Genomic DNA, 26,297 nt, shown 5'->3' with positions numbered 1-26,297 from the left:
AAGATTAAACGCCACCCTTGCCGTGCTAGAAGGGTTTGCGAATAATAGGCCCGCAATTTGCAGCATCAGCTGGTTTAATATCTTTTGTCTCTGCATAAAATTCAGAGGCTGTCAATGAGTAGGAACCGCTTTCTCGGTGCTTCTGTAAATTGTTGTCGCATTGAGGAAATATCGGCTTCCAGCCTGTCGTTAGAATGCCGATCACTCGCTCGTCGTCGCTGGCACGCACTGGCGCAGGACGCTGCACCGCTTTCGGTTTCACCTTCGCCGCATCGTGGGCCATGGCTCATACTGCTGTTTTGCCCTATACCGATGGAGTCCCAAGATGAAGAAACTCGTGCTGTTGGGCGCCCTGGCGCTGTCCGTGCTGTCCATGCAGGCTTTCGCTGAAGGCAAACCGCTGAAAATTGGTATCGAAGCCGCTTACCCTCCGTTTGCCTCGAAGGCGCCGGATGGCAGCATCGTCGGTTTTGACTACGACATCGGCAACGCCCTGTGCAAGCAGATGGACGTGAAGTGCACGTGGGTCGAGCAGGAATTCGACGGTCTGATCCCGGCGCTGAAAGTGCGCAAGATCGACGCGATCCTGTCATCCATGTCCATTACTGAAGACCGCAAGAAATCCGTGGACTTCACCACCCGCTACTACCTGACCCCAGCTCGCCTGGTGATGAAGGAAGGCACTGCCGTCAGCGACAGCCTGGATGAATTGAAAGGCAAGAAGATCGGCGTGCAGCGTGGTTCGATCCATGACCGTTTCGCCAAGGAAGTCCTGGCACCGAAGGGCGCCACCATCGTTCCCTACGGCACCCAGAACGAAATCTACCTGGACGTGCAAGCCGGTCGCCTCGACGGCACCGTGGCCGACGCCACCCTGCTGCAGGATGGTTTCCTGAAAACCGACGCCGGCAAGGGCTACGCGTTCACAGGTCCCGCGTTCACCGACGTCAAATACTTCGGCGACGGCGTAGGCATCGCGGTTCGCAAAGGCGACAAGGAAAACCTGGAGCGCATCAACGCCGCTATCGCCGCGATCCGTGCCAATGGCGAATACAAGAAGATCCAGGACAAGTACTTCGACTTCGATATTTACGGCGCTGATGCCAAGTAAATAGTCGCAGCTGTCTGTCCGAATGGCGCAAGCAACAGAACACTCTGAAGTTTGCGCCATTTTTTCATCCCCCTTTTCGAGGACCTGAATCATGTTGAAAGGCTACGGGGCCGTCATCCTCGATGGCGCATGGTTGACGCTTCAGCTCGCCTTGTCGTCCATGGCCCTGGCCATTGTTCTGGGTCTGATCGGGGTCGCGTTGCGCCTGTCGCCGGTGCGCTGGCTGGCGTGGCTGGGCGACCTGTATTCCACGGTGATCCGCGGGATCCCCGACCTGGTGCTGATCCTGCTGATTTTCTACGGTGGCCAGGACTTGCTTAACCGCGTCGCGCCGATGCTCGGCTTTGACGACTATATTGACCTGAACCCCCTGGCCGCCGGTATCGGCACCTTGGGTTTCATCTTTGGCGCGTACCTGTCGGAAACCTTCCGCGGCGCCTTCATGGCCATTCCCAAGGGGCAGGCCGAGGCCGGCCTGGCGTATGGCATGAGCAGCTTCCAGGTGTTTTTCCGGGTGATGGTGCCGCAGATGATCCGGCTGGCGATCCCCGGTTTCACCAATAACTGGCTGGTACTCACCAAGGCCACCGCGCTGATTTCAGTGGTGGGCCTGCAAGACATGATGTTCAAGGCCAAGCAGGCGGCCGACGCCACCCGCGAGCCTTTTACCTTCTTCCTCGCAGTGGCGGCGATGTACCTGGTGATCACCAGCGTGTCGTTGCTGGCCCTGCGCTATCTTGAGAAGCGCTACTCGGTAGGCGTAAGGGCGGCTGATCTATGATCTTCGACTACAACGTCATCTGGGAGGCCATGCCGCTGTACCTTGGCGGCTTGCTGACTACCCTGAAACTGCTCGCCATTTCGCTGTTCTTCGGTTTGCTCGCCGCCTTGCCCCTGGGCTTGATGCGCGTGTCCAAGCAGCCGATCGTCAACGGCGTGGCATGGCTCTACACCTATGTGATCCGCGGCACACCAATGCTGGTGCAACTGTTCCTGATCTACTACGGCCTGGCCCAGTTCGAGGCCGTGCGGGAAAGCTTCCTGTGGCCGTTGCTGTCCAGCGCCACGTTTTGCGCGTGCCTGGCGTTCGCGATCAACACCAGCGCCTACACCGCCGAGATCATCGCCGGCAGCCTCAAGGCCACGCCCAATGGCGAGATCGAAGCGGCCAAGGCCATGGGCATGTCGCGCTACAAGCTGTACCGTCGCATCCTGTTGCCGTCGGCCCTGCGCCGCGCGCTGCCGCAGTACAGCAACGAAGTGATCATGATGCTGCAGACCACCAGCCTGGCCTCCATCGTCACCTTGATCGACATCACCGGCGCCGCGCGCACGGTGAATGCCCAGTACTACCTGCCGTTTGAAGCCTATATCACCGCCGGCGCGTTCTACCTGTGCCTGACGTTCATCCTGGTGCGCCTGTTCAAGTTGGCCGAGCGCCGCTGGCTGAGCTACCTGGCTCCACGGAAGCATTGATATGGAACGTATCGATCACCTGCTGCCCTGGGGCCACCTGGGTTGCGAGCGCCAGCTGAGCGTGTTCCGTTTCGGCAGTGGCGAGCGCAAGGCCTATATCCAGGCCAGCCTGCACGCCGATGAGTTACCCGGCATGCGCGCCGCCTGGGAGTTGAAAAAACGCCTTACCGACCTGGAACGCCAAGGGGCGCTCAATGGCGTGATCGAGTTGGTGCCCGTTGCCAACCCGATGGGCCTGGGCCAATTGCTGCAGGGCAGCCACCAGGGGCGTTTCGAGGTCGGCAGCGGCAAGAATTTCAACCGCGATTTCGTCGAGTTGAGCGCGCCCGTCGCCGAGCGTCTGCACGGCAAGCTGGGCGATGACCCCCACGCCAATGTGCGCCTGATCCGTCAGGCCATGAGCGACGTGCTCAGCGCCTTGGCGCCGCCGAGCAGTCAGTTGCAAGGCATGCAGCGCATTCTGCTGAGCCATGCCTGCACCGCCGACATCGTCCTCGACCTGCACTGCGACGCCGAAGCCGCGCTGCACATGTACGCGCTGCCCCAGCACTGGCCACAGTGGCGTTCGCTGTCGGCGCATTTGAATGTAAAAGTCGGCCTGCTGGCGGAAGATTCCGGTGGCAGTTCGTTTGACGAGGCGTGTTCGCTGCCGTGGCTGCGCTTGTCCCGGGCGTTCCCCGAGGCGCAGATCCCGCTGGCCTGTCTGGCGACAACCCTGGAGTTGGGCGGCCAGGCCGACACCGGCCGCGACGAGGCGATCTTTCATGCCGAGGGCATCCTGGCGTTCCTCGCCGAACAAGGCTTGATCAAGGGCGAGTGGCCCTCGCCGCAGCACGAGGCGTGTGAAGGCATGCCCTTCGAGGGCACCGAGTTGCTGTTCGCACCCCACGCCGGCGTGATCAGTTACCTGCGTGAAGCCGGTGACTGGGTTGAAACCGGCGAACCGATTTTTGAAGTGATTGATCCTCTGACCGACCGCGTCAGCATCGTCTGCGCGGGCACGTCCGGGGTGTTGTTCGCCGTTGAACGGCTGCGTTATGCCCAAGCGGGTTTCTGGCTGGCCAAGGTGGCGGGGCGCGAAGCGCTGCGTCACGGGCGCTTGCTCAACGACTGACCACCTGTTTTTGTGAGAACCGACCGCATGTACAAACTTGAAGTCCAAGACCTGCATAAACGCTATGGCAGTCATGAAGTGCTCAAAGGCGTGTCCCTGGCCGCCGCTGCCGGTGATGTGATCAGCATCATCGGCTCCAGTGGTTCGGGCAAAAGTACCTTTTTGCGCTGCATCAACCTGCTGGAGCAACCTCACGCCGGCAAGATTCTGCTCAATAACGAAGAGCTGAAACTGGTCGCGAACAAAGACGGCGCCATGAAAGCCGCCGACCCTAAACAACTGCAACGCATGCGTTCGCGCCTGTCCATGGTGTTCCAGCATTTCAACTTGTGGTCGCACATGACCGCGCTGGAAAACGTGATGGAAGCGCCGGTGCACGTGCTGGGCATGTCGAAAAAAGACGCCCGTGAAAAGGCCGAGCACTATCTGGCCAAGGTTGGCGTGGGCCATCGCAAGGATGCGTTCCCCGGCCACATGTCCGGCGGCGAGCAGCAGCGCGTGGCGATCGCCCGTGCCCTGGCGATGGAGCCGGAGGTGATGCTGTTCGACGAACCCACCTCGGCCCTCGACCCGGAGCTGGTCGGCGAAGTGCTTAAGGTGATGCAGGACCTGGCCCAGGAAGGCCGCACCATGGTGGTGGTAACCCACGAAATGGGCTTTGCCCGTGAGGTGTCCAACCAGCTGGTGTTTTTGCACAAAGGTATCGTCGAAGAGCGCGGCAACCCGCGTGAAGTGCTGGTGAATCCGCAGTCTGTGCGCCTTCAGCAGTTCCTCTCCGGCAGCTTGAAATAACCCACTTCACTGGAGACGCTGCACCCTGTGGGAGGGGGCTTGCTCCCGATAGCGGTACATCAGATACACATTTGCTGACTGATCCGCCGCTATCGGGAGCAAGCCCCCTCCCACATGGGATCTTCATGGTTTTTGAGATTTGTGTTGGTTTACGGGCTAGCATTGGCCTTTGTCTTCATTACCGTTACTCGCTTCGGATAGCCTTCCATGACCGCCCACAAAATTGGTTTCCTGATTTGGCCCAGCACAAAAGCACTCACGCTTGCGCTGGCTGAGGAGGCCTTGCGCGTTGCTCAGCGGGTGCATCCGGACGTGGTCTACGAGCTGTCGTTTTTGCTCGCAGAGCCGGCCACCGAAGGCGCCTGGCAACTGCCGGGCGAACCGTGGGCCGGCAAGCTGGAAGGCTTCCAGAAACTGTTCCTGCTGGCCGACGAGCCGCCGACCGTCATTGCTTCCCAGCTCAGTTCGGCGCTCAAGCAGCTGGTGCGCGCCGGTTGTGTGATCGGCGGTTTGTCGGCCGGTGTGTACCCGTTGGCCCAGCTCGGCCTGCTCGACGGCTACCGCGCCGCCGTGCACTGGCGTTGGCAGGATGATTTTGCCGAGCGTTTCCCCAAGGTCATCGCCACCAGCCATCTGTTCGACTGGGACCGTGATCGCCTGACCGCCTGCGGTGGCATGTCGGTACTCGACCTGATGCTGGCGGTGCTGGCCCGTGACCACGGCGCCGAACTGGCCGGTGCGGTCTCCGAAGAACTGGTGGTGGAGCGCATCCGCGAAGGCGGCGAGCGCCAGCGCATCCCGCTGCAAAACCGCCTGGGCTCCAGCCATCCAAAGCTGACCCAGGCGGTGTTGCTGATGGAAGCCAACATCGAAGAACCGCTGACCACCGATGAAATCGCCCAGCACGTGTGCGTGTCGCGACGACAACTGGAGCGGATCTTCAAGCAGTACCTCAATCGCGTCCCCAGCCAGTACTACCTGGAACTGCGCCTGAACAAAGCCCGCCAGATGCTCATGCAAACCAGCAAGTCGATCATCCAGATCGGCCTGTCCTGCGGCTTCTCCTCGGGGCCGCACTTCTCCAGCGCCTACCGCAACTTCTTTGGCGCCACCCCGCGTGAAGACCGCAACCAGCGGCGCAGCAGCAGCCCGTTCGAACTCTCGTCCGTGCCGTCCGAGCGCGGCTGAGACGCGCGGTTTATTCCTCCATCGGTACCGGTGTACCTGGAACCTGCAGCGCCACGCCGAACTCGTCGAACATCGCTTCGTCTACGCCCAATTCGTAACCGGTCTGGCGATAGTAGTTGCGCAGCAGCGTGATGCTTTGCTCGGACAACGGGTTGCCGCTCAAGTCGGAATCGTCATCGAGCGGCAGGGGCATTTCCAGCAGATCGCTGGGTAATTCCACGATTTCGTTATCACTCAGGTCCACGACGCGCAGGCGGTCGAGGCTGAAGAGCCCTTCAGGCACCAGTGTCAGCCCGCAGCGATGCAGGTAGACCGACGTCAGTCGTCCTAGGTTGCGAACATCAGGTGTCAGGCTCAGCGGGTTGTCACTCATGTCCAGGTACTCCAGGTGGACCAGGCGTGAGAGCTGCTCCTTGCTCTCGGGCGTCATGCGAATATGGTTTTCTGCCAGCTTGAGGTCGCGCAGGCGCCCGAGTTGGAACACTGTGGCGGGGATGTCTCTTAGTGTGTGGCGCTCCAGGGTCAGGCTGATCAGGTTGGGAAAGCACCTGAGCAAGCCATCGACCTGTTGATTGGTACCGTCGCCGATGATCTCCAGCAGGCTGACATGGTTGAAGCGCGCGGTCAGCGCCGGCAGATCCCCCAATAATTGCCCGTGAAACACCAGCTTGTAGCGGCGGCGGGTAACGCCGTTGGAGTCATCCAGTTCGCCCTCGCGGCGCCAACAGCGTTCGAGCAGGTCTTTGAAGTGCAGGCGACGGATCTGCTCTTGCGCTCGGGTGTCTTCGTCCAGCGGAGTATCGAGCAAAGGATCCCTTTGCGGAACGTCCAGGGCCCAGGCCTGCAACCGGGTTTGCATCTGCTGATATTCGTCGCCCAGGCGCGCGATTTCGGGGGCGGCGGCGTTCAGGTCGCCGGGCAGTTGGAAGTACAGACGGCTGGCTTCGCGCGTGTCGAGCGTCGGATACAGCGCCTGTAACTGCTGCAGCTGTGGTTGAGGTGCCTGGACATTCCAGTGTTCGGCGGTGACTTGGCAGTAGGCTTTCAGACGTTCCAGTGTTTGTCGGGACAGTGGGTTACCGGATAGGTCAAAGGCGGCGCTGAGGGTGGCGGGCAGCCCGAAGCCTTGTGCGGGGATGTGCTCGACGGCATTGAGGCTCAGATCCACCCGTGTCCGCACGACGGTGCGGGAGAGCAGCGCCAACGGGATCTCCCGCAGGCCGGTGTTGCTGAGCGACAGGCTGCCCAGGTTTGTCAGGCGATTAAAGTCCGGCAGCCAGCTCAGCCGATTGTTCGCCAGATCCAGGTGTTTGAGTTGGGTCATGCCGGACAGCACCTGGGCGCTGACGGGGTTGAGTGTAAGGCCGCAGCGGTCCAGGCGCAGATGGGTTAACTGCGCCAGTTGGGGCAGGGACTTGGGCAGATGACCCAGGGCGTAGCGTTCGATGGACAGCCGCTCCAGCCGAGGGAAACTGCGCAGGAAGTTCCCCAGTTGCACGGTGGCGCCATTGCCGGTCATTGCCAGTGATGAGATGTGGGTGAGCGGCGTGCGCAGGGTGGGGATATCGCCGTTGATGGGGTATGGCAGCCTGAGGTTGTAGCACGGGTGGTTCCCATGGGCATGTTCATCCAGTTCAGTTTCCCGGCGCCAGGCCGCCTCAAGCATGTCCACGAAGAGTGAGCGATAAGTGCGCTCCCGGGCGGAGGCTTGCGGGTCTTCAGCCCACGGCAGCAGGTCTTGGCGAATCCTGAGATAGTCGACTTCCAGTTGCGCCAGCGCGGCGCGGCCAGCATCCAGGTCCCCCGGCAGCTCGAAGATGAGCTGGTTGATGTCATCGTCGCTCAGGGTGGGTAACAGGCGTCTGGCCTGCTCGATGTCTGCGCGGGGGGCGTCAATCTCCCAGCGGCCGCCGGTCCTTTGGTGGTAGGCCTTGACCCGTTGCAGGGTCATTCGCGATAGCGGGTTGCTGGAGAGGTCGAATTTGCGGCTGGTGGCAACCGGCAAATCAAACAGCGCTGCCGGCAGCTCGTGGATCTGGTTATTGGAAAGCACCGCCAGCTCCAGCTCGGGCCGATTGAGTATGCCCGCTGGGAGCTCGCTGATGCCGGTACGGCTCAGGTCCAGGTCTTGCAACTGGGGCATGTTGGCGACGCTGGGGGTGAGGCCCAGGGGGTTGTTGTACAGGTCCAGGGCCACCAACCGGGTCATACCGCCCAGGGCTGCCTGGCTTTCTTCGGTCAGCGTGATGTTGCAGACAATTAATATCAGTGCGTTGAGGTGGCGCAGTTGCGGAATGCTCGGGGCAAGGCGCCCCAGGGAAAAACGGCTGACGTTCAGGTGGCGCAACCGAGGGAACAACTGCACAAAATCGTTGATCTCCAATGCGGTGCCTTCGCCCCTCATTTCCAACAGAGTGATGTGCTCGAAGCGCGCGGTGAGCAAGGGCAGCTCGCCGTAGATGGGCATCGTCAATTGCAATGTATGGCCATTGAGGGCGAGCTGCTCATGATACGGATCGATATCGGTTTCCTGACGCCAGCCGCGCCTGATCTCCTGAGCCCATAGCGCGCGATTGCGCCGGGCGTATTGATACTCCTGGGGCGTGAGCAGTATCTCTGTTACGGGGTGGAAGGGCGACGTGGTGTGCTCCCAGACGGCCAGGTCGGTGTCCAGTTTGTTGTATTCGGCTTGCAGCGTGATCAGGCTTGACAGGGCGCCATCTGGCCGACCTTCCAGGGTTTGTATCAGTTCGCTGATCTGCTCCCGGTTGAGGCTGGGAAGTAGATGGTGAGCGCGCTGTTCCAGGGTCGGTTCCGGCGCAGCTGATGGCCCTGCGCGATAGCCTTCCATACCGCCGCGCAAGCGCATGACCTTGGGGTCATAGGTGGGCTTGCGGTAAGTGTCCTTACCCAGCAATGCGCGCAAGCGGTCGCGCCCTATTACATGTTCACCTACGGCCTGGCGCAGGCGTTCGCCTTGAGCGATGTGGATATTCAGGGCGTCGCGCTGGTTGTCCGGGATGGCCTGGAGAATGGCGGTGTAGAAATCGCCGTCGCCAAATACCGGGCCTTTTTCATCGACAGGGGTGTAGCGGCCTGTTTCTGTATGGATGATGGTTCGTTTGAGGGGCGCATCCTCGGCCCCGACGGCCTCCAGCAGTGGGCCGTCGACCCGGTATTGGCGCACTTCCAGGCGTAGGTTGCCCAACCATCCGGGCAGGCGTTCCAGCGACAACAGGGTGAGCAGGTGTGTGTCCGGGTTGTCGACGGCGTCCAGGTACAAGCCTTCATAGGCGCGGGTGGTGCGCACATCCAACTGGGCCGCGGCGGCCTGCGCGACAATCTGTGCCGGTACCTTGCCCTGGTCGATGGCCCGCCACTCCTCCCCGCTGGCATTGGCCAGCAGCTCCTCGGCTACAGCGGTGGGGAGGCCGGGTTCTGGCGCGGCATCGATGATCTTTTGCAGTGACGGGCTATGGACGCGTTCTGCCGTGCGGTAGTGCGAGTCGAACAGGGAGAAGCGTTTGTCGTAGGCCTGGCGCGCGATTTTTTTGCGCAAGGCCGCAACGCGCAGGTGGGTGTGAGGTGCTGGTTGGTCGGCGGGTTCTTCCAGCAGTAACTTGCGTTCAGGTTCGGTCAGGCTTTCCAGCAGAATGTGCAATAAATCGCCCTTTTCCAGTTGGGCTTCGTGGACCTGCACCACGCTGGCGCCGGGTTGGCCGGCAAATTCCCATTGGGTATTGCCGCTGTCGTCCAGAAAACGCAAGGTCCTGGAGGCTGGCCACAGCTCGTGATAGGTCAAGACCTGCAGCTGGGTCTGGGTATCCGCCTGGCTGAAAACCGTCGGATCGTCGCTGTTCATCTGGGCGATGAAGTCTTGCAGGGCCTGGTCGATCTGGAAGCGCTTGAGCGTATCGGCCAGCAGGGGCGGTGGTGTTTGCTGGCCCAGGTGCATCTTGCGCAAGGCGTTGTCGTGGGTGCCGCTGGCGCTGCGTGCCTGTTGCAGCCGAGCGGGGCTCAGGCCCTCGGCCGGGTAGCCGAGGCGGCGCATCAAGGTGGCGCTGTCCCAGCTCAGGGGGTGTTCGACTTCGGTGAGCCATGCACCCTGGCCGTTGGTCATGGCCCGGGGCTGGTAGGCGGACGGCCGTGTGGGATGGAGCAGGAAATAACGCTGGCTGGCGGGGTCCTGCCCGACGTTATAAAGGTGCTCGCCCAGGGGCAATACGCACTTGGCGTTGTAGCGGTACAGGCCTTGCGGGTCGGGGCGCACCGTCTTGGGCAGCGTCAATGTATGGCGATAGGGCGCCAGGTCCGGCTTCCACAGGCGCTGGTTTGCGTCGGGCGTCGTCACCGGTATAAGGCCGTCGATAAAACGCTGGCTGGCGGCGGGCAATGCTTTGCGCAGGAGGTCTTGGGCGATGGGGATTCCCTTGGCAAACAACCCCAATTGCACCAGTTGCTCGACGAACGCCAGCGTGTGCCCGAAGGCTTCGCGCGTCAGGCCTTCAGCCCAGTCGATAACCCCTTCAAAGGCTTCGTCCAACAGTTGATAGGCGGTATAGCCGAGCGTCAGCAGGCCCAGGGGCAGGACAAAGGGGGTGGCAATCAAGGCTGCCACTTGCAGGACCACCGAGGCGATTTTCTTCACCAGGTCCCAGCGCTCCCAGCGGGCCTTGCGGTTGACGCTTGCGGTGGACACGGCTTGGCTGCCTGCGTCGTCGAGCAGCTTGCTCAACTTCATCTGGTGCAGGTGCTGGAACAGGGGCTGCTGGATGGCGATGCCGCGACATTGCAGATCGGGCCGTTCGACGTCGGTTTTGCGCCAGCTGGGCAAGGGGTCGCCCGGTGTATGCGGATGCCAGGTCACTTCGCTCAAGCGGCCGGTGAGGTCGGCGAAAAAACGTCCCAGGTCGGCGTGGCTGACGAAACGGCTGAAGAAGTGCTGGAAATCCGTGGAGCGCAGCCGCGTGGTGAGCGCCTGAATAAAGGCCTGGGCGCTGGCGTATTGCTTGATCGGATGTTGCGGGTCATCGGGGATATAGGCGATCACCGGTACGGCTTCACGGCTTGCCTCCAGATTCTGCGCAAACAGCACGATGCCGGTCAGGCGGCTGGACATGATCACCAGTTCATGGGCGACCAGGGTCGAGAGGTTATTGCCGCGATCGATCAGGCCATGGACCGCGTCATACCCGGCTTGCGTGATATCACTCTTGAGGAGCGCCATGTACAACGACAGCTTGAGCGCGCTGGCCTGGGTCTGTTCCACGCGGGTTTGCAGGACGGCCTTGGCCACTGGGTTGGTCATCCCCAGGTAATCTTCGAGGTAGCGCTGGTAGCGGCCACCGATATCGAGGTCGCGGCACAGCGTGGCGAATTGCGCGGTGCTGATTTTTTCGGCAATCGCCGGCAGTGTCTGGAACTGCCCCACGGCATTGGGCTGGGTGCTGAAGCCGGAATTGCGTTCATAGGCATTGGGTTTCGCCTCATCCGGTTCGAAGTTGTGCAGGGCGGCGTTGAGCAGGGACACGCTCCAGGTGCGCGAAGCCCCGGCTTTCACGCGAAACCCGGCGACGGTCAAGGGCACGTAAAGCTGCAGCCAGGTGCTGCGCACATCCAAGTCAAGACCGTATTGGCGCTTGAGCGCCGTTTGCAGCAACTCGGCGCCAAAGGTTTCCGCGCTTTTGAGCCCGGCCAGGGCTTTGTCCAGGCGATTCTGATGGGTCCAGGTCTCACCGTTGAGGCGCTTGAGTTCTTTGTGCTGGGCCGCGCTGGCGTGCGTGTACCAGTCGGGAAAGTTCGGCGAATGCTCGCCCAGGGCGGTGCGCCGGGCTGGCGAGGCGTCGCCCAGCCACGGGGGAACGGCCTGCATGAGGATGGCGAGGTGGGCGTCGGGGGTGGCGCGGTGCGGCATGGGATCGATCCTTGACGGTGTTGGTTTGTTTCCAGCAGACCAGTCGAGGCTCGATTAACGGCGGTAGATAGTTGGCGCGGTGTGCTTCGGCCAATTTGCGAAGATCACCTGCCCATGGAGCGGGCGCACGGTTTAAACTGCGCCATTGCGACGCTATTTGTCGCATTGGCGTAAACCCGCGTAAAACGCGGGTTGGCGCTATAAGAAGTTGTCGCTTGGCGGCAAGGCCGCACTGAAAACTGTCCTTACAATCCCTGCATCGCCCGCCAGTTCCAGGCAGGCGTTCCTCTTCAGGAGACTCCGATGTCCGTTGAGCAAGCCCCGGTGCAACGTGCCGATTTCGACCAGGTCATGGTGCCTAACTACGCACCTGCCGCGTTCATTCCCGTGCGTGGCGCAGGTTCCCGCGTGTGGGACCAGGCGGGTCGCGAGCTGATCGACTTTGCCGGCGGTATCGCGGTCAACGTATTGGGCCACGCCCACCCGGCGCTGGTCGGCGCACTGACCGAACAGGCCAACAAGCTGTGGCATGTCTCCAACGTGTTCACCAATGAGCCGGCGCTGCGCCTGGCGCACAAGCTGATCGACGCCACGTTTGCCGAGCGTGTGTTCTTCTGCAACTCCGGCGCCGAAGCCAACGAGGCCGCCTTCAAGCTGGCCCGTCGCGTGGCGTTCGACCGTTTCGGCAGCGAGAAGTACGAGATCATCGCCGCGCTGAACAGCTTCCACGGCCGTACCTTGTTCACCGTCAACGTCGGTGGTCAGTCCAAGTACTCCGATGGTTTCGGGCCTAAAATCACCGGCATCACCCACGTTCCTTATAACGACCTGGAGGCTTTGAAAGCCGCCGTGTCGGACAAGACCTGCGCCGTGGTGCTGGAGCCGATCCAGGGCGAAGGCGGCGTACTGCCGGCCGAGCTGGCTTATCTGCAAGGTGCTCGCGAATTGTGCGACGCCAATAACGCGCTGCTGGTGTTCGACGAAGTGCAAACCGGCATGGGCCGCAGCGGCCACCTGTTCGCCTACCAACACTACGGCGTGGTGCCAGACATCCTCACCAGCGCCAAGAGCCTGGGCGGCGGTTTTCCGATTGCCGCGATGCTCACCCGTGAAGACCTGGCCAAGCACCTGGTGGTCGGCACCCACGGCACCACCTACGGCGGCAACCCGCTGGCGTGCGCGGTGGCTGAAGCGGTGATCGACGTGATCAACACTCCCGAGGTGCTGGCCGGCGTGAATGCCAAGCACGACCTGTTCAAGGCGCGCCTGGAGCAGATCGGCGAGCAGTACGGCATCTTCACCCAAGTGCGTGGCATGGGCCTGCTGATCGGTTGCGTGTTGAGCGATGCGTTCAAGGGCAAGGCCAAGGACGTGTTCAACGCCGCCGAGAAAGAAAACCTGATGATCCTGCAAGCCGGCCCGGACGTGGTGCGTTTCGCGCCGAGCCTGGTGGTGGAAGAGGCGGACATCAACGAAGGTCTGGATCGCTTCGAACGTGCCGTAAAAATGCTGACCCAAGCCTGATAACTACACCCTCTGCCGGCTGGACCCGGGTCAAATGTGGGAGGGGGCTTGCCCCCGATTGCGGTGTATCAGCCAGGTTATCTGTAGCTGACCCACCCCCATCGGGGGCAAGCCCCCTCCCACATTGGGAACTATGGTGTGCCTGGCCTTGCGGTATTTTTTCCCTATGATTTTTTCGAGTTAAGGAGTGACACCATGCTGGTGATGCGCCCCGCGCAAATGGCTGATCTGGGCGAGGTACAGCGTCTGGCTGCGGACAGCCCGATTGGTGTCACCTCCTTGCCGGATGATGTGGAACGCCTGAGCGACAAGATCGCGGCCAGCGAAGCGTCCTTCGCGGCCGAGGTGAGTTTCAACGGTGAAGAAAGCTATTTCTTCGTGCTCGAAGACACCGAGACGGGCAAGCTCGCGGGCTGCTCAGCCATCGTCGCGTCGGCCGGCTACTCGGAGCCCTTCTACAGTTTCCGTAATGAAACCTTCGTGCACGCCTCCCGCGAGCTGAAGATCCACAACAAGATCCACGTGTTGTCCCAGTGCCACGACCTCACCGGTAACAGCCTGCTCACCAGTTTCTACGTGGTGCCTGAGCTGGTCGGTTCGCCGTGGTCGGAGCTCAACTCCCGTGGCCGCCTGTTGTTCGTCGCCAGCCATCCCGAGCGCTTTGCCGATTCAGTGGTGACCGAGATTGTCGGCTACAGCGACGAGAACGGTGATTCGCCGTTCTGGGACGCCATCGGTCGCAACTTCTTCGACCTCAATTACGCTGCCGCCGAGCGCCTGTGCGGGCTGAAAAGCCGTACGTTCCTCGCCGAGCTGATGCCGCATTACCCGATCTACGTGCCGCTGTTGCCGGACGAAGCCCAGGAAGCCATGGGCCAGGTGCACCCGCGTGCGCAGATCACCTTCGATATCCTCATGCGCGAGGGCTTCGAAACCGACCATTACATCGACATCTTCGACGGCGGCCCTACGCTGCACGCGCGGGTTTCGGGCATCCGCTCGATCGCCCAGAGCCGCGTGGTGCCGGTGAAGATCGGCGAGATGCTCAAGGGTGTCGGCCGCCAGTACCTGGTCAGCAACGCGCAGTTGCAGGATTACCGTGCGGTGATGCTGGAGCTGGACTACGCGCCCGGCAAACCGGTGACCCTGGATCTGGCAGCCGCCGAAGCCCTGGGCGTTGGCGAAGGCGCGAGCGTGCGTCTTGTTGCAGTTTGAGAGCCGGTATAAAACAGAGTTTCGCGGGTGGCTGCAAAGCGGCCCGTTCGAGGAGATAGCATGATCGTTCGTCCCGTACGCAGCAGCGATTTACCGGCCCTGATTGATCTGGCGCGCAGCACCGGCACCGGCCTCACCACCTTGCCGGCCAACGAAGAGCGCCTGACCCACCGCGTGGGCTGGGCCGAGAAAACCTTTCGCGGCGAAGCCGGGCGCGGCGATGCCGACTACCTGTTCGTGCTGGAGAACGACGAAGGCCGCGTGGTGGGCATCTCGGCCATCGCCGGCGCCGTCGGCCTGCGCGAGCCGTGGTACAACTTCCGGGTCGGCCTGACGGTCAGCGCCTCCCAGGAACTGAACATCTACCGCGAAATTCCGACGCTGTTCCTGGCCAACGACCTCACCGGCAACTCCGAGCTGTGTTCGTTGTTCCTGCACGCCGATTACCGCAACGGCCTCAACGGCCGCATGCTGGCCAAGGCGCGCATGCTGTTCATTGCCGAATTCCCGCAACTGTTCGGCAACAAGATCATCGCCGAGATGCGCGGCGTGTCCAACGACGCGGGGCGCTCGCCGTTCTGGGAAAGCCTGGGCCGGCACTTCTTCAAAATGGAATTCAGCCAGGCCGACTACCTCACCGGTGTCGGCAACAAAGCGTTTATCGCTGAGCTGATGCCCAAGTTTCCGCTGTACAGCTGCTTTCTTTCCGAAGACGCGCGCAACGTGATCGGCAAGGTCCATCCGGATACCGAGCCGGCGCTGAGCATGCTCAAGAGCGAAGGCTTCAGCTACCAGGGCTATGTGGATATCTTCGATGCCGGCCCGGCGGTTGAGTGTGAAACCAGCAAGATTCGTGCGGTGCGCGACAGCCAGGCGCTGGTGCTGGCCATCGGCACGCCGGGGGACGACGCCACGCCGTTCCTGATCCATAACCGCAAACGCGAAGACTGCCGCATCACTGCTGCCCCGGCTCGCTTGGCGGCGGGCACGTTGGTGGTCGATCCGCTGACCGCCAAGCGTCTGCAGCTTGTGGTCGGTGATCAAGTGCGTGCCGTACCGTTGTCCGCAGCCCGGGAGTCGAAATAATGAATTCGTTGTATATCGCAGGTAGCTGGCTGGCCGGCCAGGGTGAACTGTTTGAATCGCGTAACCCGGTGACCCAGCAGGTGCTGTGGAGCGGCAACGGTGCGACGGCCGAGCAGGTCGAGTCCGCCGTGCAGGCCGCACGCCAGGCATTTCCAGGCTGGGCGCGGCGCTCGTTGGAAGAGCGCATCAGTGTGCTCGAAACCTTCGCCAGTACCCTGAAAAGCCGCGCCGATGAAATCGCCCGCTGCATCGGTGAGGAAACTGGTAAGCCGCTGTGGGAATCGGCCACCGAAGTCACCAGCATGGCCAACAAGATCGCGATCTCCGTGCAAAGTTATCGCGAGCGTACCGGCGAGAAGAGCGGCCCCCTGGGCGACGCCACCGCTGTGCTGCGTCACAAGCCCCACGGCGTGGTGGCGGTGTTCGGCCCTTACAACTTTCCTGGCCACTTGCCGAACGGGCATATCGTCCCGGCGCTGCTGGCGGGCAACACCGTACTGTTCAAGCCGAGCGAGCTCACGCCGAAAGTGGCCGAGTTGACCGTGCAGTGCTGGGTCGAAGCGGGTTTACCAGCGGGCGTGTTGAACCTGCTGCAAGGTGCGCGGGAAACCGGCATCGCGTTAGCGGCCAACACAGGCATCGACGGGTTGTTCTTCACCGGTTCCAGCCGCACCGGCAACCATCTGCACCAGCAGTTTTCCGGGCGTCCGGACAAGATCCTGGCCCTGGAGATGGGCGGCAACAACCCGCTGGTAGTGGACGAAGTGGCCGACATGGATGCGGCGGTGTACACCATCATCCAGTCGGCGTTTATCTCCGCCGGCCAACGCTGCACCTGCGCCCGTCGCTTGCTGGTGCCACAAGGCGCCTGGGGTGATGCGTTGCTGGCGCGTCTGGTGGCGGTCAGCGCGGCCATTGAAGTGGGCGCGTTCGACCAGCAACCCGCGCCGTTCATGGGCTCGGTGATTTCCCTGGCGGCCGCCAAAGCCTTGATGGAAGCCCAGGAGCTGATGTTGGCCAATGGCGCCGTGGCACTGCTGGAAATGACCCGGCCGCGAGATCAGGCCGCCTTGTTGACCCCAGGCATCATCGACGTGACGGCGGTGGCCGAGCGCGAAGACGAAGAACTGTTCGGCCCGCTGTTGCAGGTGATTCGCTACGCAGATTTTGCTGCGGCAATCACTGAGGCCAATAACACCCAGTACGGCCTGGCCGCTGGTTTGCTCTCGGATTCCGAGGAGCGTTACCAGCAGTTCTGGCTGGAAAGCCGTGCCGGCATCGTCAACTGGAACAAACAGCTGACCGGCGCCGCCAGCACCGCACCGTTCGGCGGGGTAGGGGCTTCGGGCAACCACCGCGCCAGTGCGTATTACGCGGCGGATTATTGCGCGTATCCGGTGGCGTCGCTGGAAACCCCGAGCCTGGTGGTTCCAGCCACTCTGACCCCGGGCATAACACTGGTCTAAATGTGGGAGGGGGCTTGCCCCCGATAGCGGTGGACCAGTCACCTGATTTATCAACAGACAGACAGCTATTGGGAGCAAGCCCCCTCCCACACTGAATCTGTGATGTGTTGAAGATTGCTTATAAAAACAGATGTTCGTGGAGCCTCGCCGATGAAATCCTATGAAGTCAATTTTGACGGTCTAGTGGGGCCGACCCATAACTACGGTGGTTTGTCCTTCGGCAACGTCGCGTCCCAGAGCAACAGCCAGCAACACTCCAACCCCAAGGAAGCGGCGTTGCAGGGGCTGCAGAAAATGAAAGCGCTGATGGACATGGGCTTTGTGCAAGGCGTGCTTGCCCCCCAGGAACGCCCGGACGTGGCCGCCTTGCGCAGCCTCGGTTTCAGCGGCACCGACGCGCAGGTCATTCAGCAGGCGGCCAAGCAGGCCATGCCATTGCTGGTGGCGAGCTGCTCGGCGTCGAGCATGTGGGTGGCCAACGCGGCCACGGTCAGCCCCAGCGCCGATACGGCGGACGGCCGCGTGCACTTCACCGCGGCCAACCTCAACTGCAAATACCACCGCAGCATCGAACACCCGACCACCAGCCGCGTGCTGGGGGCGATGTTTGCCGATCAGCAGCACTTCGCGCACCACGCCGCGTTACCGGCAGTGGCGCAGTTCGGTGATGAAGGCGCGGCGAACCACACGCGTTTTTGCCGTGACTATGGCGAGGCGGGCGTAGAGTTTTTTGTCTTCGGCCGCAGTGCGTTCGACGCTCGTTACCCGGCGCCGCAGAAATACCCGGCACGCCAGACGCTCGAGGCGTCCCAGGCGGTTGCGCGTTTGCACGGCCTGAAGGATGAAGGCGTGGTCTACGCCCAGCAAAACCCGGCGGTGATTGATGCCGGTGTGTTCCACAACGACGTGATCGCGGTAGGTAACGGCGAAGTGCTGTTCTACCACGAGGACGCGTTCCTCCATACCGAACAGATGCTCGCTGAGTTGCAGGGCAAACTGGGCAAGTTGGGCGCAAACTTCCAGTCGGTCTGCGTGCCGCGTGCCCAGGTCAGTGTGGAGGACGCGGTGCGCTCCTACCTGTTCAACAGCCAGTTGCTGACCCGTCCTGACGGCTCGATGCTGCTGATCGTGCCGGAAGAATGCCGCGCCAACGAGCGCGTCTGGCAGTACCTGCAACAGCTCACGGCCTCTGGCGGCTTGATCCGCGAAGTGAACGTATTCGACCTCAAGCAAAGCATGCAGAACGGCGGCGGCCCGGCATGCCTGCGTTTGCGTGTGGCGCTGAACGAAACCGAACTGGCGGCGGTGAATCCAGGCGTTATCATGACCGCGCCGCTGTACGACACCCTGACCCAGTGGGTCAACAAGCACTACCGCGACAGCCTGCGCGAAACCGACCTGGCTGACCCGCAACTGCTGCTTGAGTGCCGGACGGCACTGGATGAACTGACGCAAATCCTTAAACTGGGCTCGGTTTATCCTTTCCAGACCCATTAACGCCCTACGGCTGAGATATTTTATTTATGACCGACACCCTTAAGCTGATCCTTGAAGACACCGACGGCACCCAGCTGGAAACCTCCTGCACCCGCGTTGCCGTGGTCTGGCAGGGCAAGGAGATCTGGATCCAGCACGACGGCCGTGGCCAACTGCTGATTGGCGTGGATGTGGAGGAGGGTGATGCCGAGTACGCCAACCTGCTGATGCGCCCATTGGCGACCAACCTGATGAGCCTGCAACTGGAAATGGAACCGGCCGAGGTTGAAGGCGACGACGATCACGTCCATGGCCCTGGCTGCAACCACTAAGGAAGCTGCTTATGCTCGCCCTCGGCAAACTGCTTGAACTGACCCTCGCCGGTCGTGAACCGGCGCAAAAAATTCAACTGACTGTCGACGGCGTGCAGATGCGCTGGCTCAGTGAGGGCGCGCTTGAAGTGCGTCCTCCTGAAGCACGGGACAATGGCAGCGACCTGCTGTTGTCGTCCGGCATCCATGGCAACGAAACCGCGCCGATCGAGTTGCTCGACCGTCTGTTGCATGGCATCGCCCGTGGGGAAATCAAACCCCGCACCCGTATTCTGTTCCTGTTCGGCAACCCCGAGGCCATGCGTCGCGGCGAGCGTTACCTTGAACTGGACGTCAACCGGCTGTTCAACGGCCGGCATGAAAGCAACATCGGCCCCGAAGCCATGCGCGCCGCCGAACTGGAACAGCTGGCCCGCAGCTTTTTCAGCCAGCCTGGCCGTTCGCGCCTGCATTACGACCTGCACACCGCGATTCGTGGCTCGAAGATCGAGCAGTTTGCGTTGTACCCATGGAAGGAAGGGCGCCAGCATTCACGCCACGAACTGGCCCGCCTTTGCGCTGCCGGCATGCAGGCCGTGCTGCTCCAAAACAAAACCTCGATCACCTTCACTGCGTTTACCTACGAGCAACTGGACGCCGAAGCCTTCACCCTGGAATTGGGCAAGGCGCGGCCGTTCGGGCATAACGAGGGCGTGGATGTTTCCCGCCTGGAGCTGCGCCTCAAGCAGATCATCGAGGGCACCGAGCCTGCTACGGACAGCCTCGACGGTATGCAGCTGTTCGCCGTTGCGCGTGAAGTGATCAAGCACAGTGACGCCTTCCTGCTGCACCTGCCGGCGGATGTGGAAAACTTTTCGGAGTTGGAAAAAGGCTACCTGCTGGCCGAAGACGTAGCCAAGACCCGCTGGGTGATCGAGGAAGAGGGCGCACGCATCATCTTCCCCAACCCGAAGGTGAAGAATGGTTTGCGCGCGGGGATATTGATCGTGCCGACCACGGACGCCGACCTAGTGTAGTTTTCAAGGCCTGACCCTATGCAAATGTGGGAGGGGGCTTGCTCCCGATAGCGGTGTATCAGTTACAGATGAGCTGACTGACACACTGTAATCGGGAGCAAGCCCCCTCCCACATTGGTTTTTCAGGGTGGCTTACACCGCTACAGCGCGTGGCTCGCTGCGGCGGATCGCACGGACCTTGTGCAGCGTGTCGGCACACGTACGCGCAGCTTCCTGGCCCTTGTGCACGAAGTGCTCGTAGAAGAACGTGGTGTGTTCGCTGCCGCCGTGGAAGTGGTGTGGGGTCAGCGATACCGAAAATACTGGCACTTCGGTTTCGAGCTGCACCTGCATCAGGCCGCTGACCACCGATTGGGCGACGAATTCGTGACGGTAGATGCCGCCATCCACCACCAGCGCGGCGGCGACGATACCGGCGTAACGTCCGGTCTTGGCCAGCAGCTTGGCGTGCAGGGGCATTTCAAAGGCGCCGCCGACTTCGAAGAAGTCGATATCCGATTCCTGGTAGCCCTGGGCGATCATTTCGGCGAGGAAACCTTTGCGCGACTGATCGACAATATCCTTGTGCCAGCAGGCCTGGATAAATGCGACGCGCTCGCCGTGGTGGTTTTTGCTTTTGCTGTCGATTGCGGTGGGTTGCATGTTCTGACTCCTGTTTAAGAAAAAAACAGGGCGTTATGAATCGAATGGGATTTAAGGGTACGCACCGCTGTTTTCATGCAGGCATGAATTCAACGTGCGGCCCTTAGGTGCCAATCCCGTTCTCTCTTCATCCGGACTATGACCGTCGGCCCCGGGATCACACCGGGTCTGCTGACCTTGTCGCCGTCCTGCCTGAGCAGTTCGAGGCGCCAAGCGCTCGCGGGCTATGCACATTGCGCGCAATTACCGCCGGTGGGGAATTGCACCCCGCCCTGAGAACGTTGCCGCCAGAACCCTGGCGGCGGAGAGTTTTTAACATGCTTTTTCAAAAACTGCACGGTTGCCGTATCGATAAGCTATATCGGTTTGTTTGGTGGGTATGCGATTGAATGCGGTGGGACTTGATATTGCGTGGCTTTGCCCGCAGTAATCACTCACAAAAGGACTTATCCATTCCGTTAGAGGCCCCCTTCATGACCGTGATCGACCTGCGCAGCGACACCGTGACCCAACCTACCCCCGGTATGCTCGATGCGATGGCCAGCGCCGTCAGCGGTGATGACGTCTACGGCGAAGACCCCAGCGTCAACCGACTGGAGGCTGAGTTGGCCAGGCGCCTGGGCTTTCCGGCCGCTTTGTTCGTGCCTACTGGCACCATGAGTAACCTGCTGGCGTTGATGGCTCACTGTGAGCGCGGTGAGGAATACATCGTCGGGCAACAAGCCCACACCTACAAATACGAAGGGGGCGGGGCGGCCGTGCTGGGTTCGATCCAGCCGCAGCCGCTGGAGGTGCAGCCAGACGGGTCCCTGGACCTCGACCAGGTGCTGGCGGCGATCAAACCCGATGATTTCCACTTCGCCCGCACGCGCTTGCTGGCGCTGGAAAACACCATGCAAGGCAAGGTGCTGCCATTGGCATACCTGACAAAGGCGCGGGCGTTTACCCGTGAACATGGCCTGGCGTTGCATCTGGATGGCGCGCGGCTCTACAACGCAGCGGTCAAGCTGGGCGTGGACGCGCGTGAAATTGCCGGGCATTTCGACTCGGTGTCGGTGTGCCTGTCCAAGGGGCTCGGCGCGCCGGTCGGCTCGGTACTGTGCGGTTCCACGGCATTGATCGCCAAGGCGCGGCGTCTGCGCAAGATGGTCGGCGGCGGCATGCGCCAGGCCGGCTCACTGGCGGCGGCAGGCCTGTATGCCCTGGATCATCAGGTGCAGCGCCTGGCTGAAGATCACGCTAACGCGCAATGGCTGGGGGATGAGTTACAAAAGGCCGGTTACAGCGTGGAGCCGGTACAAACCAACATGGTCTATGTGCAGATCGGTGACCGGGCCCAGGCGTTAAAGGCGTTTGCCGCCGAGCGCGGGATCAAGTTGAGCGCCGCTCCGCGCCTGCGCATGGTGACGCACCTGGACGTCAGCCGGGCGCAGATTGAGCAAGTCGTGCAGACATTCGTCGCATTTTCGCAGAAATGACAGTGCAGGCCGTCTAATTGACTGCTTCTATCACATAAACACGCTGTACCACCGGCAAAGGGCCGATATAATGCGGCCCTTTGCCGTCGCTTCGTCTGATGATGTTGCGCACTGGCCTTTGGCCGCAGCCTCCGTGGAAGAACCTAATGAAAAGCGCAGAAATCCGTGAAGCCTTCCTTCGCTTCTTCGAAGAGCAAGGCCACACCCGTGTAGCCTCAAGCTCCTTGATCCCAGGCAATGACCCCACCCTGCTGTTCACTAACGCGGGGATGAACCAGTTCAAGGACTGTTTCCTGGGCCAGGAAAAACGCGCCTACACCCGCGCCACCAGCAGTCAGAAGTGCGTACGCGCCGGCGGCAAGAACAGTGACCTGGAAAACGTGGGTTACACCGCGCGCCACCATACCTTCTTCGAAATGCTGGGTAACTTCAGCTTCGGCGATTATTTCAAGAAAGACGCGATCACCTTCGCCTGGACCTTCCTGACCGGCGTGCTGAAGCTGCCCAAGGAAAAGCTCTGGGTAACCGTCTATGCCACGGATGACGAAGCGTATGACATCTGGACCCAGCAAATCGGCGTGCCCGCCGAGCGCATGATCCGCATCGGCGACAACAAAGGTGCGCCGTATGCCTCCGATAACTTCTGGACCATGGGCGACACCGGCCCTTGCGGCCCCTGCACCGAGATTTTCTACGATCACGGTGCCGACATCTGGGGTGGCCCACCGGGTTCGCCGGATGAAGACGGCGACCGCTACATCGAAATCTGGAACAACGTGTTCATGCAGTTCAACCGCACCGCTGATGGCGTGTTGCATCCGTTGCCGGCACCGTCGGTGGACACCGGCATGGGGCTGGAACGGATCAGTGCGGTCATGCAGCACGTTCATTCCAACTATGAAATCGACCTGTTCACCAACCTGTTGAGTGCATCGGCTGCGGCCATTGGCTGCGCCAATGAAGGCCAGTCTTCGCTCAAGGTCGTATCGGACCACATCCGCTCCTGCGGTTTCCTGATTGCCGATGGGGTGCTGCCGTCCAACGAAGGCCGTGGCTATGTGCTGCGCCGCATTATCCGTCGCGCCTGCCGTCACGGTAACAAACTGGGCGCTACCGGCAGCTTCTTCTACAAGATCGTGGCTGCGCTGGTAGCCGAGATGGGCGATGCCTTCCCGGAATTGAAGCAGCAACAAGCCAACATCGAGCGGGTGCTCAAGGCTGAGGAAGAGCAGTTCTCCAAGACCCTGGAGCACGGCCTGAAAATTCTCGAGCAGGACCTGGCTGAACTCAAAGGCACCGTGGTGCCGGGCGATGTGGTGTTCAAGCTCTACGACACCTATGGTTTCCCGATGGACCTGACCGCCGACATCGCCCGTGAGCGTGAGCTGACCGTCGATGAGGCCGGTTTCGAGCGTGAGATGGAAGCCCAGCGTGTGCGTGCGCGTTCCGCCAGCTCGTTTGGCCTGGACTACAACACCCTGGTCAAGGTTGATGTGCCTACCGAGTTCATCGGCTACAAGGCTACCGCCGGCGCGGCCAAAATCGTTGCCATTTATAAAGACGGCAAGTCAGTCGATGTGCTGAACGAGGGCGATGAAGCGGTGGTGGTCCTGGACCAGACGCCGTTCTACGCGGAGTCGGGCGGGCAAATCGGTGACTGTGGTTTCCTCAGTTCGACGTCCGGTCGTTTCGACGTGCGCGACACCACCAAGACCGGTGGCGCGTTCCTGCACCATGGTGTGTTGGTGCTGGGCAACCTGGTCGTCGGCGCGCCAGTCGAGACTCAGGTCGATGCCGATGTACGGCATGCGACCGCGTTGAACCACTCGGCCACTCACTTGCTGCACGCTGCATTGCGTCAGGTGCTGGGCGAGCATGTGCAGCAGAAGGGCTCGTTGGTCGACAGCCAGCGCCTGCGTTTCGACTTCAGCCACTTCGAAGCGATCAAGCCTGATCAGATCAAGGCGCTGGAAGATATCGTCAACGCCGAAATCCGTAAGAACACCCCGGTTGAAACCGAGGAAACGGATATCGAAACCGCCAGGAACAAGGGCGCCATGGCGCTGTTTGGCGAGAAGTATGGCGATGAAGTACGCGTACTGAGCATGGGCGGCAGTTTCTCGGTGGAGCTGTGTGGCGGTATCCACGCCAACCGCACCGGTGACATCGGCCTGTTGAAAATCATCAGCGAAGGCGGTGTGGCCTCCGGTGTGCGTCGTATCGAGGCAGTCACCGGTGCCGCGGCGCTGGCGTACCTCAATGCAGCCGAAGAACAACTCAAGGAAGCGGCCGGCCTGGTCAAGGGTAGCCGCGACAATCTGATCGACAAGCTGTCCGCCGTGCTTGAGCGCAACCGTGCGCTGGAGAAACAGCTGGAGCAGTTGCAAGCCAAGGCGGCCAGTGCTGCGGGCGACGATCTGTCGGCCTCGGCGGTTGACGTCAAGGACGTAAAAGTCCTGGCGGCGCGCCTGGACGGGCAGGACGGCAAGGCGTTACTGGCGTTGGTCGATCAGTTGAAGAACAAGCTCGGCCGCGCAGTGATCCTGCTCGGCAGTGTCCATGAGGATAAGGTCGTGCTGGTTGCCGGTGTAACCAAGGACCTGACTGGCCAACTCAAAGCCGGTGATTTGATGAAGCAAGCCGCTGCGGCAGTGGGCGGCAAGGGCGGTGGTCGTCCGGACATGGCGCAAGGCGGTGGTGTAGATGCCGGCGCCCTGGACGCGGCGCTGGCCTTGACCGTGCCGTTTGTCGAGGCAGGTATTTAAGGCGCTGTTAATGAGCCCATGGTCTAGTCGTGGGCTCGCTCGGTTGCTGGAAGATTCGTTTATTGGGCGCCCCTTTACGGGCTGAGGCGGCTTAGAAATGGCTTTGATCGTACAGAAATTCGGAGGCACCTCGGTCGGTTCTGTCGAAAGAATCGAGCAGGTGGCCGACAAGGTTAAGAAGTTCCGTGATGCTGGCGACGACCTGGTGGTGGTGTTGTCGGCCATGAGCGGCGAGACCAATCGCCTGATCGACCTGGCCAAGGCCATCAGCGGTGATCAACAACCGCTCCCGCGTGAGCTGGATGTGATTGTGTCCACCGGTGAGCAGGTAACCATTGCGCTGCTGGCCATGGCTCTGAACAAGCGTGGTGTGCCAGCGGTGTCCTACACTGGCAGTCAGGTGCGCATTCTTACCGACAGCGCACATACCAAGGCGCGCATCCTGCAGATCGACGATCAGAAGATTCGTGCTGATCTGAAAGCTGGGCGCGTGGTCGTGGTAGCGGGTTTCCAGGGTGTTGACGAGCAGGGCAATATCACCACGCTTGGGCGTGGCGGTTCGGACACCACGGGCGTGGCGCTGGCAGCGGCTCTCAAGGCTGACGAATGCCAGATCTATACTGATGTGGATGGCGTCTACACCACCGACCCGCGCGTCGTGTCCGTGGCCCAGCGCCTGGACAAGATCACCTTTGAGGAGATGCTGGAAATGGCCAGCCTCGGTTCCAAGGTGCTGCAGATTCGTGCGGTGGAATTCGCCGGCAAGTACAACGTTCCGCTGCGCGTATTGCACAGCTTCAAAGAGGGTCCGGGCACCCTCATTACTATTGATGAAGAGGAATCCATGGAACAGCCGATCATTTCCGGCATCGCTTTCAACCGCGATGAAGCCAAGCTGACGATCCGTGGCGTGCCAGACACTCCGGGTGTGGCCTTCAAGATCCTCGGTCCTATCAGCGGCGCGAATATCGAAGTCGACATGATCGTGCAGAACGTTTCGCACGATAACACCACCGATTTCACCTTCACCGTGCACCGCAACGAGTACGATGCGGCCGAGCGTATCCTGCAGAACACTGCAAGCGAGATCGGCGCCCGTGAAGTGATCGGCGATACCAAAATTGCCAAGGTGTCGATCGTGGGTGTGGGCATGCGCTCCCATGCCGGTGTTGCCAGCCGCATGTTCGAGGCGCTGGCCAAGGAAAGCATCAACATCCAGATGATCTCCACGTCGGAAATCAAAGTCTCGGTAGTGATTGAAGAAAAGTACCTGGAACTGGCCGTGCGCGCGCTGCATACCGCTTTTGAGCTGGACGCTCCGGCCCGACAGGGCGAGTGATGCGATGCCAGGAAGGCGCGGCTTACCGCGCCTTTCATTTTTTTGTAGGGCGCATGTTCTTTTGCGTGGGCTCGACAATACTTAGGCGGTAGGGCTACGGCCTTTTGGTTGTAGGTCGAATGCCTTTTTTTTGCAGACTGTTGTTCCTGAAATGAATTGCGTGAGGTGAAAGGTATGTTGATTCTGACTCGTCGTTGCGCAGAAAGCCTGATTATCGGTGATGGCGAAATCACCGTGACCGTGCTCGGCGTCAAAGGCAATCAAGTGCGTATCGGGGTTAACGCTCCGAAAGAGGTAGCGGTCCATCGCGAGGAAATCTACCTGCGGATCAAGAAAGAGAAGGACGAAGAACCAAGCCTTTAA

The 26,297-nt window shown here is 61.1% G+C and carries 20 protein-coding genes and 1 riboswitch; of the genes, 17 read left to right on the top strand and 3 right to left on the bottom strand.

From position 1 onward, the window contains the following. Positions 1–25 precede the first annotated feature (25 nt). Complete coding sequence (locus C4J89_RS20225) at positions 26–283, bottom strand: hypothetical protein (RefSeq protein ID WP_124415416.1); 258 nt, start codon at positions 281–283, stop codon at positions 26–28. A 42-nt stretch (positions 284–325) separates the two neighbouring features. On the opposite strand from C4J89_RS20225, the gene C4J89_RS20220 reads away from it, so the two are divergent. From C4J89_RS20220 to C4J89_RS20195, 6 genes are all read left to right on the top strand, one after another. Next, the gene (locus tag C4J89_RS20220) at positions 326–1,111 is read left to right on the top strand and encodes an ABC transporter substrate-binding protein (protein ID WP_124405049.1); all 786 of its coding nucleotides are present in this window, start codon (positions 326–328) and stop codon (positions 1,109–1,111) included. A gap of 91 nt (positions 1,112–1,202) precedes the next feature. Next, on the top strand, positions 1,203–1,892 hold the full coding sequence (locus tag C4J89_RS20215; RefSeq protein ID WP_078738713.1) for an ABC transporter permease: 690 nt from the start codon (positions 1,203–1,205) through the stop codon (positions 1,890–1,892). Continuing rightward, on the top strand, positions 1,889–2,587 hold the full coding sequence (locus tag C4J89_RS20210) for an ABC transporter permease (RefSeq protein WP_124371614.1): 699 nt from the start codon (positions 1,889–1,891) through the stop codon (positions 2,585–2,587). Before C4J89_RS20215 ends, C4J89_RS20210 begins: the two co-directional genes overlap by 4 nt. A gap of 1 nt (position 2,588) precedes the next feature. Continuing rightward, positions 2,589–3,701: a succinylglutamate desuccinylase/aspartoacylase family protein gene (locus tag C4J89_RS20205; RefSeq protein ID WP_124415415.1), complete on the top strand. Its 1,113-nt coding sequence runs from the start codon at positions 2,589–2,591 to the stop codon at positions 3,699–3,701. Positions 3,702–3,728: 27 nt separating this feature from the next. Continuing rightward, complete coding sequence (locus C4J89_RS20200; RefSeq protein WP_046069190.1) at positions 3,729–4,493, top strand: ABC transporter ATP-binding protein; 765 nt, start codon at positions 3,729–3,731, stop codon at positions 4,491–4,493. 207 nt (positions 4,494–4,700) lie between these two features. Further along, entirely contained in the window at positions 4,701–5,681 is a 981-nt protein-coding gene (locus C4J89_RS20195; RefSeq protein ID WP_124364053.1) for a GlxA family transcriptional regulator, read from the top strand. 10 nt (positions 5,682–5,691) lie between these two features. Here the strand turns inward: C4J89_RS20195 and C4J89_RS20190 are convergent, their stop codons facing one another. Further along, positions 5,692–11,595: a dermonecrotic toxin domain-containing protein gene (locus C4J89_RS20190; protein WP_124415414.1), complete on the bottom strand. Its 5,904-nt coding sequence runs from the start codon at positions 11,593–11,595 to the stop codon at positions 5,692–5,694. 303 nt (positions 11,596–11,898) lie between these two features. On the opposite strand from C4J89_RS20190, the gene C4J89_RS20185 reads away from it, so the two are divergent. The 7 genes from C4J89_RS20185 (at position 11,899) to astE (ending at position 19,710) form a co-directional block, all read left to right on the top strand. Continuing rightward, complete coding sequence (locus C4J89_RS20185; protein ID WP_124415413.1) at positions 11,899–13,119, top strand: aspartate aminotransferase family protein; 1,221 nt, start codon at positions 11,899–11,901, stop codon at positions 13,117–13,119. A 195-nt stretch (positions 13,120–13,314) separates the two neighbouring features. Further along, positions 13,315–14,334 (top strand): arginine/ornithine succinyltransferase subunit alpha, encoded by a 1,020-nt coding sequence (gene aruF, locus C4J89_RS20180; protein ID WP_124364050.1) that lies wholly within the window; start codon positions 13,315–13,317, stop codon positions 14,332–14,334. A 60-nt stretch (positions 14,335–14,394) separates the two neighbouring features. Then, a complete protein-coding gene (gene astA / locus C4J89_RS20175) occupies positions 14,395–15,420 on the top strand; it encodes an arginine N-succinyltransferase (protein WP_124364049.1) in 1,026 nt (341 codons plus the stop codon). Further along, positions 15,417–16,886: a succinylglutamate-semialdehyde dehydrogenase gene (gene astD, locus C4J89_RS20170; RefSeq protein ID WP_164487617.1), complete on the top strand. Its 1,470-nt coding sequence runs from the start codon at positions 15,417–15,419 to the stop codon at positions 16,884–16,886. Before astA ends, astD begins: the two co-directional genes overlap by 4 nt. A 150-nt stretch (positions 16,887–17,036) precedes the next feature. Further along, a complete protein-coding gene (gene astB / locus C4J89_RS20165; protein ID WP_124415411.1) occupies positions 17,037–18,383 on the top strand; it encodes an N-succinylarginine dihydrolase in 1,347 nt (448 codons plus the stop codon). Positions 18,384–18,409: 26 nt separating this feature from the next. After that, positions 18,410–18,694, top strand: a complete 285-nt coding sequence (locus C4J89_RS20160) for a topoisomerase II (protein WP_124364046.1) — start codon at positions 18,410–18,412, stop codon at positions 18,692–18,694. Positions 18,695–18,705: 11 nt separating this feature from the next. After that, on the top strand, positions 18,706–19,710 hold the full coding sequence (gene astE / locus C4J89_RS20155; RefSeq protein WP_124415410.1) for a succinylglutamate desuccinylase: 1,005 nt from the start codon (positions 18,706–18,708) through the stop codon (positions 19,708–19,710). 132 nt (positions 19,711–19,842) lie between these two features. Here astE and C4J89_RS20150 read toward each other — a convergent pair whose 3' ends face one another. After that, positions 19,843–20,352 (bottom strand): 6,7-dimethyl-8-ribityllumazine synthase, encoded by a 510-nt coding sequence (locus C4J89_RS20150; protein WP_057723717.1) that lies wholly within the window; start codon positions 20,350–20,352, stop codon positions 19,843–19,845. Positions 20,353–20,466: 114 nt separating this feature from the next. After that, positions 20,467–20,636, bottom strand: a riboswitch (FMN riboswitch). 189 nt (positions 20,637–20,825) lie between these two features. Here C4J89_RS20150 and ltaE point away from each other — a divergent pair. From ltaE to csrA, 4 genes are all read left to right on the top strand, one after another. Further along, entirely contained in the window at positions 20,826–21,830 is a 1,005-nt protein-coding gene (ltaE, locus tag C4J89_RS20145) for a low-specificity L-threonine aldolase (RefSeq protein ID WP_124415409.1), read from the top strand. A gap of 146 nt (positions 21,831–21,976) precedes the next feature. Next, positions 21,977–24,595, top strand: coding sequence for an alanine--tRNA ligase (gene alaS, locus C4J89_RS20140; RefSeq protein WP_124364043.1), 2,619 nt, complete (start codon positions 21,977–21,979; stop codon positions 24,593–24,595). Positions 24,596–24,692: 97 nt separating this feature from the next. Then, positions 24,693–25,934, top strand: coding sequence for an aspartate kinase (locus tag C4J89_RS20135; protein WP_124368054.1), 1,242 nt, complete (start codon positions 24,693–24,695; stop codon positions 25,932–25,934). A gap of 174 nt (positions 25,935–26,108) precedes the next feature. After that, positions 26,109–26,297 (top strand): carbon storage regulator CsrA, encoded by a 189-nt coding sequence (gene csrA / locus C4J89_RS20130; RefSeq protein WP_003175645.1) that lies wholly within the window; start codon positions 26,109–26,111, stop codon positions 26,295–26,297.

It is taken from the genome of Pseudomonas sp. R4-35-07, from assembly GCF_003852235.1.
Lineage (GTDB): Bacteria > Pseudomonadota > Gammaproteobacteria > Pseudomonadales > Pseudomonadaceae > Aquipseudomonas.
This window is presented reverse-complemented; position numbering and strand designations above follow the sequence as displayed.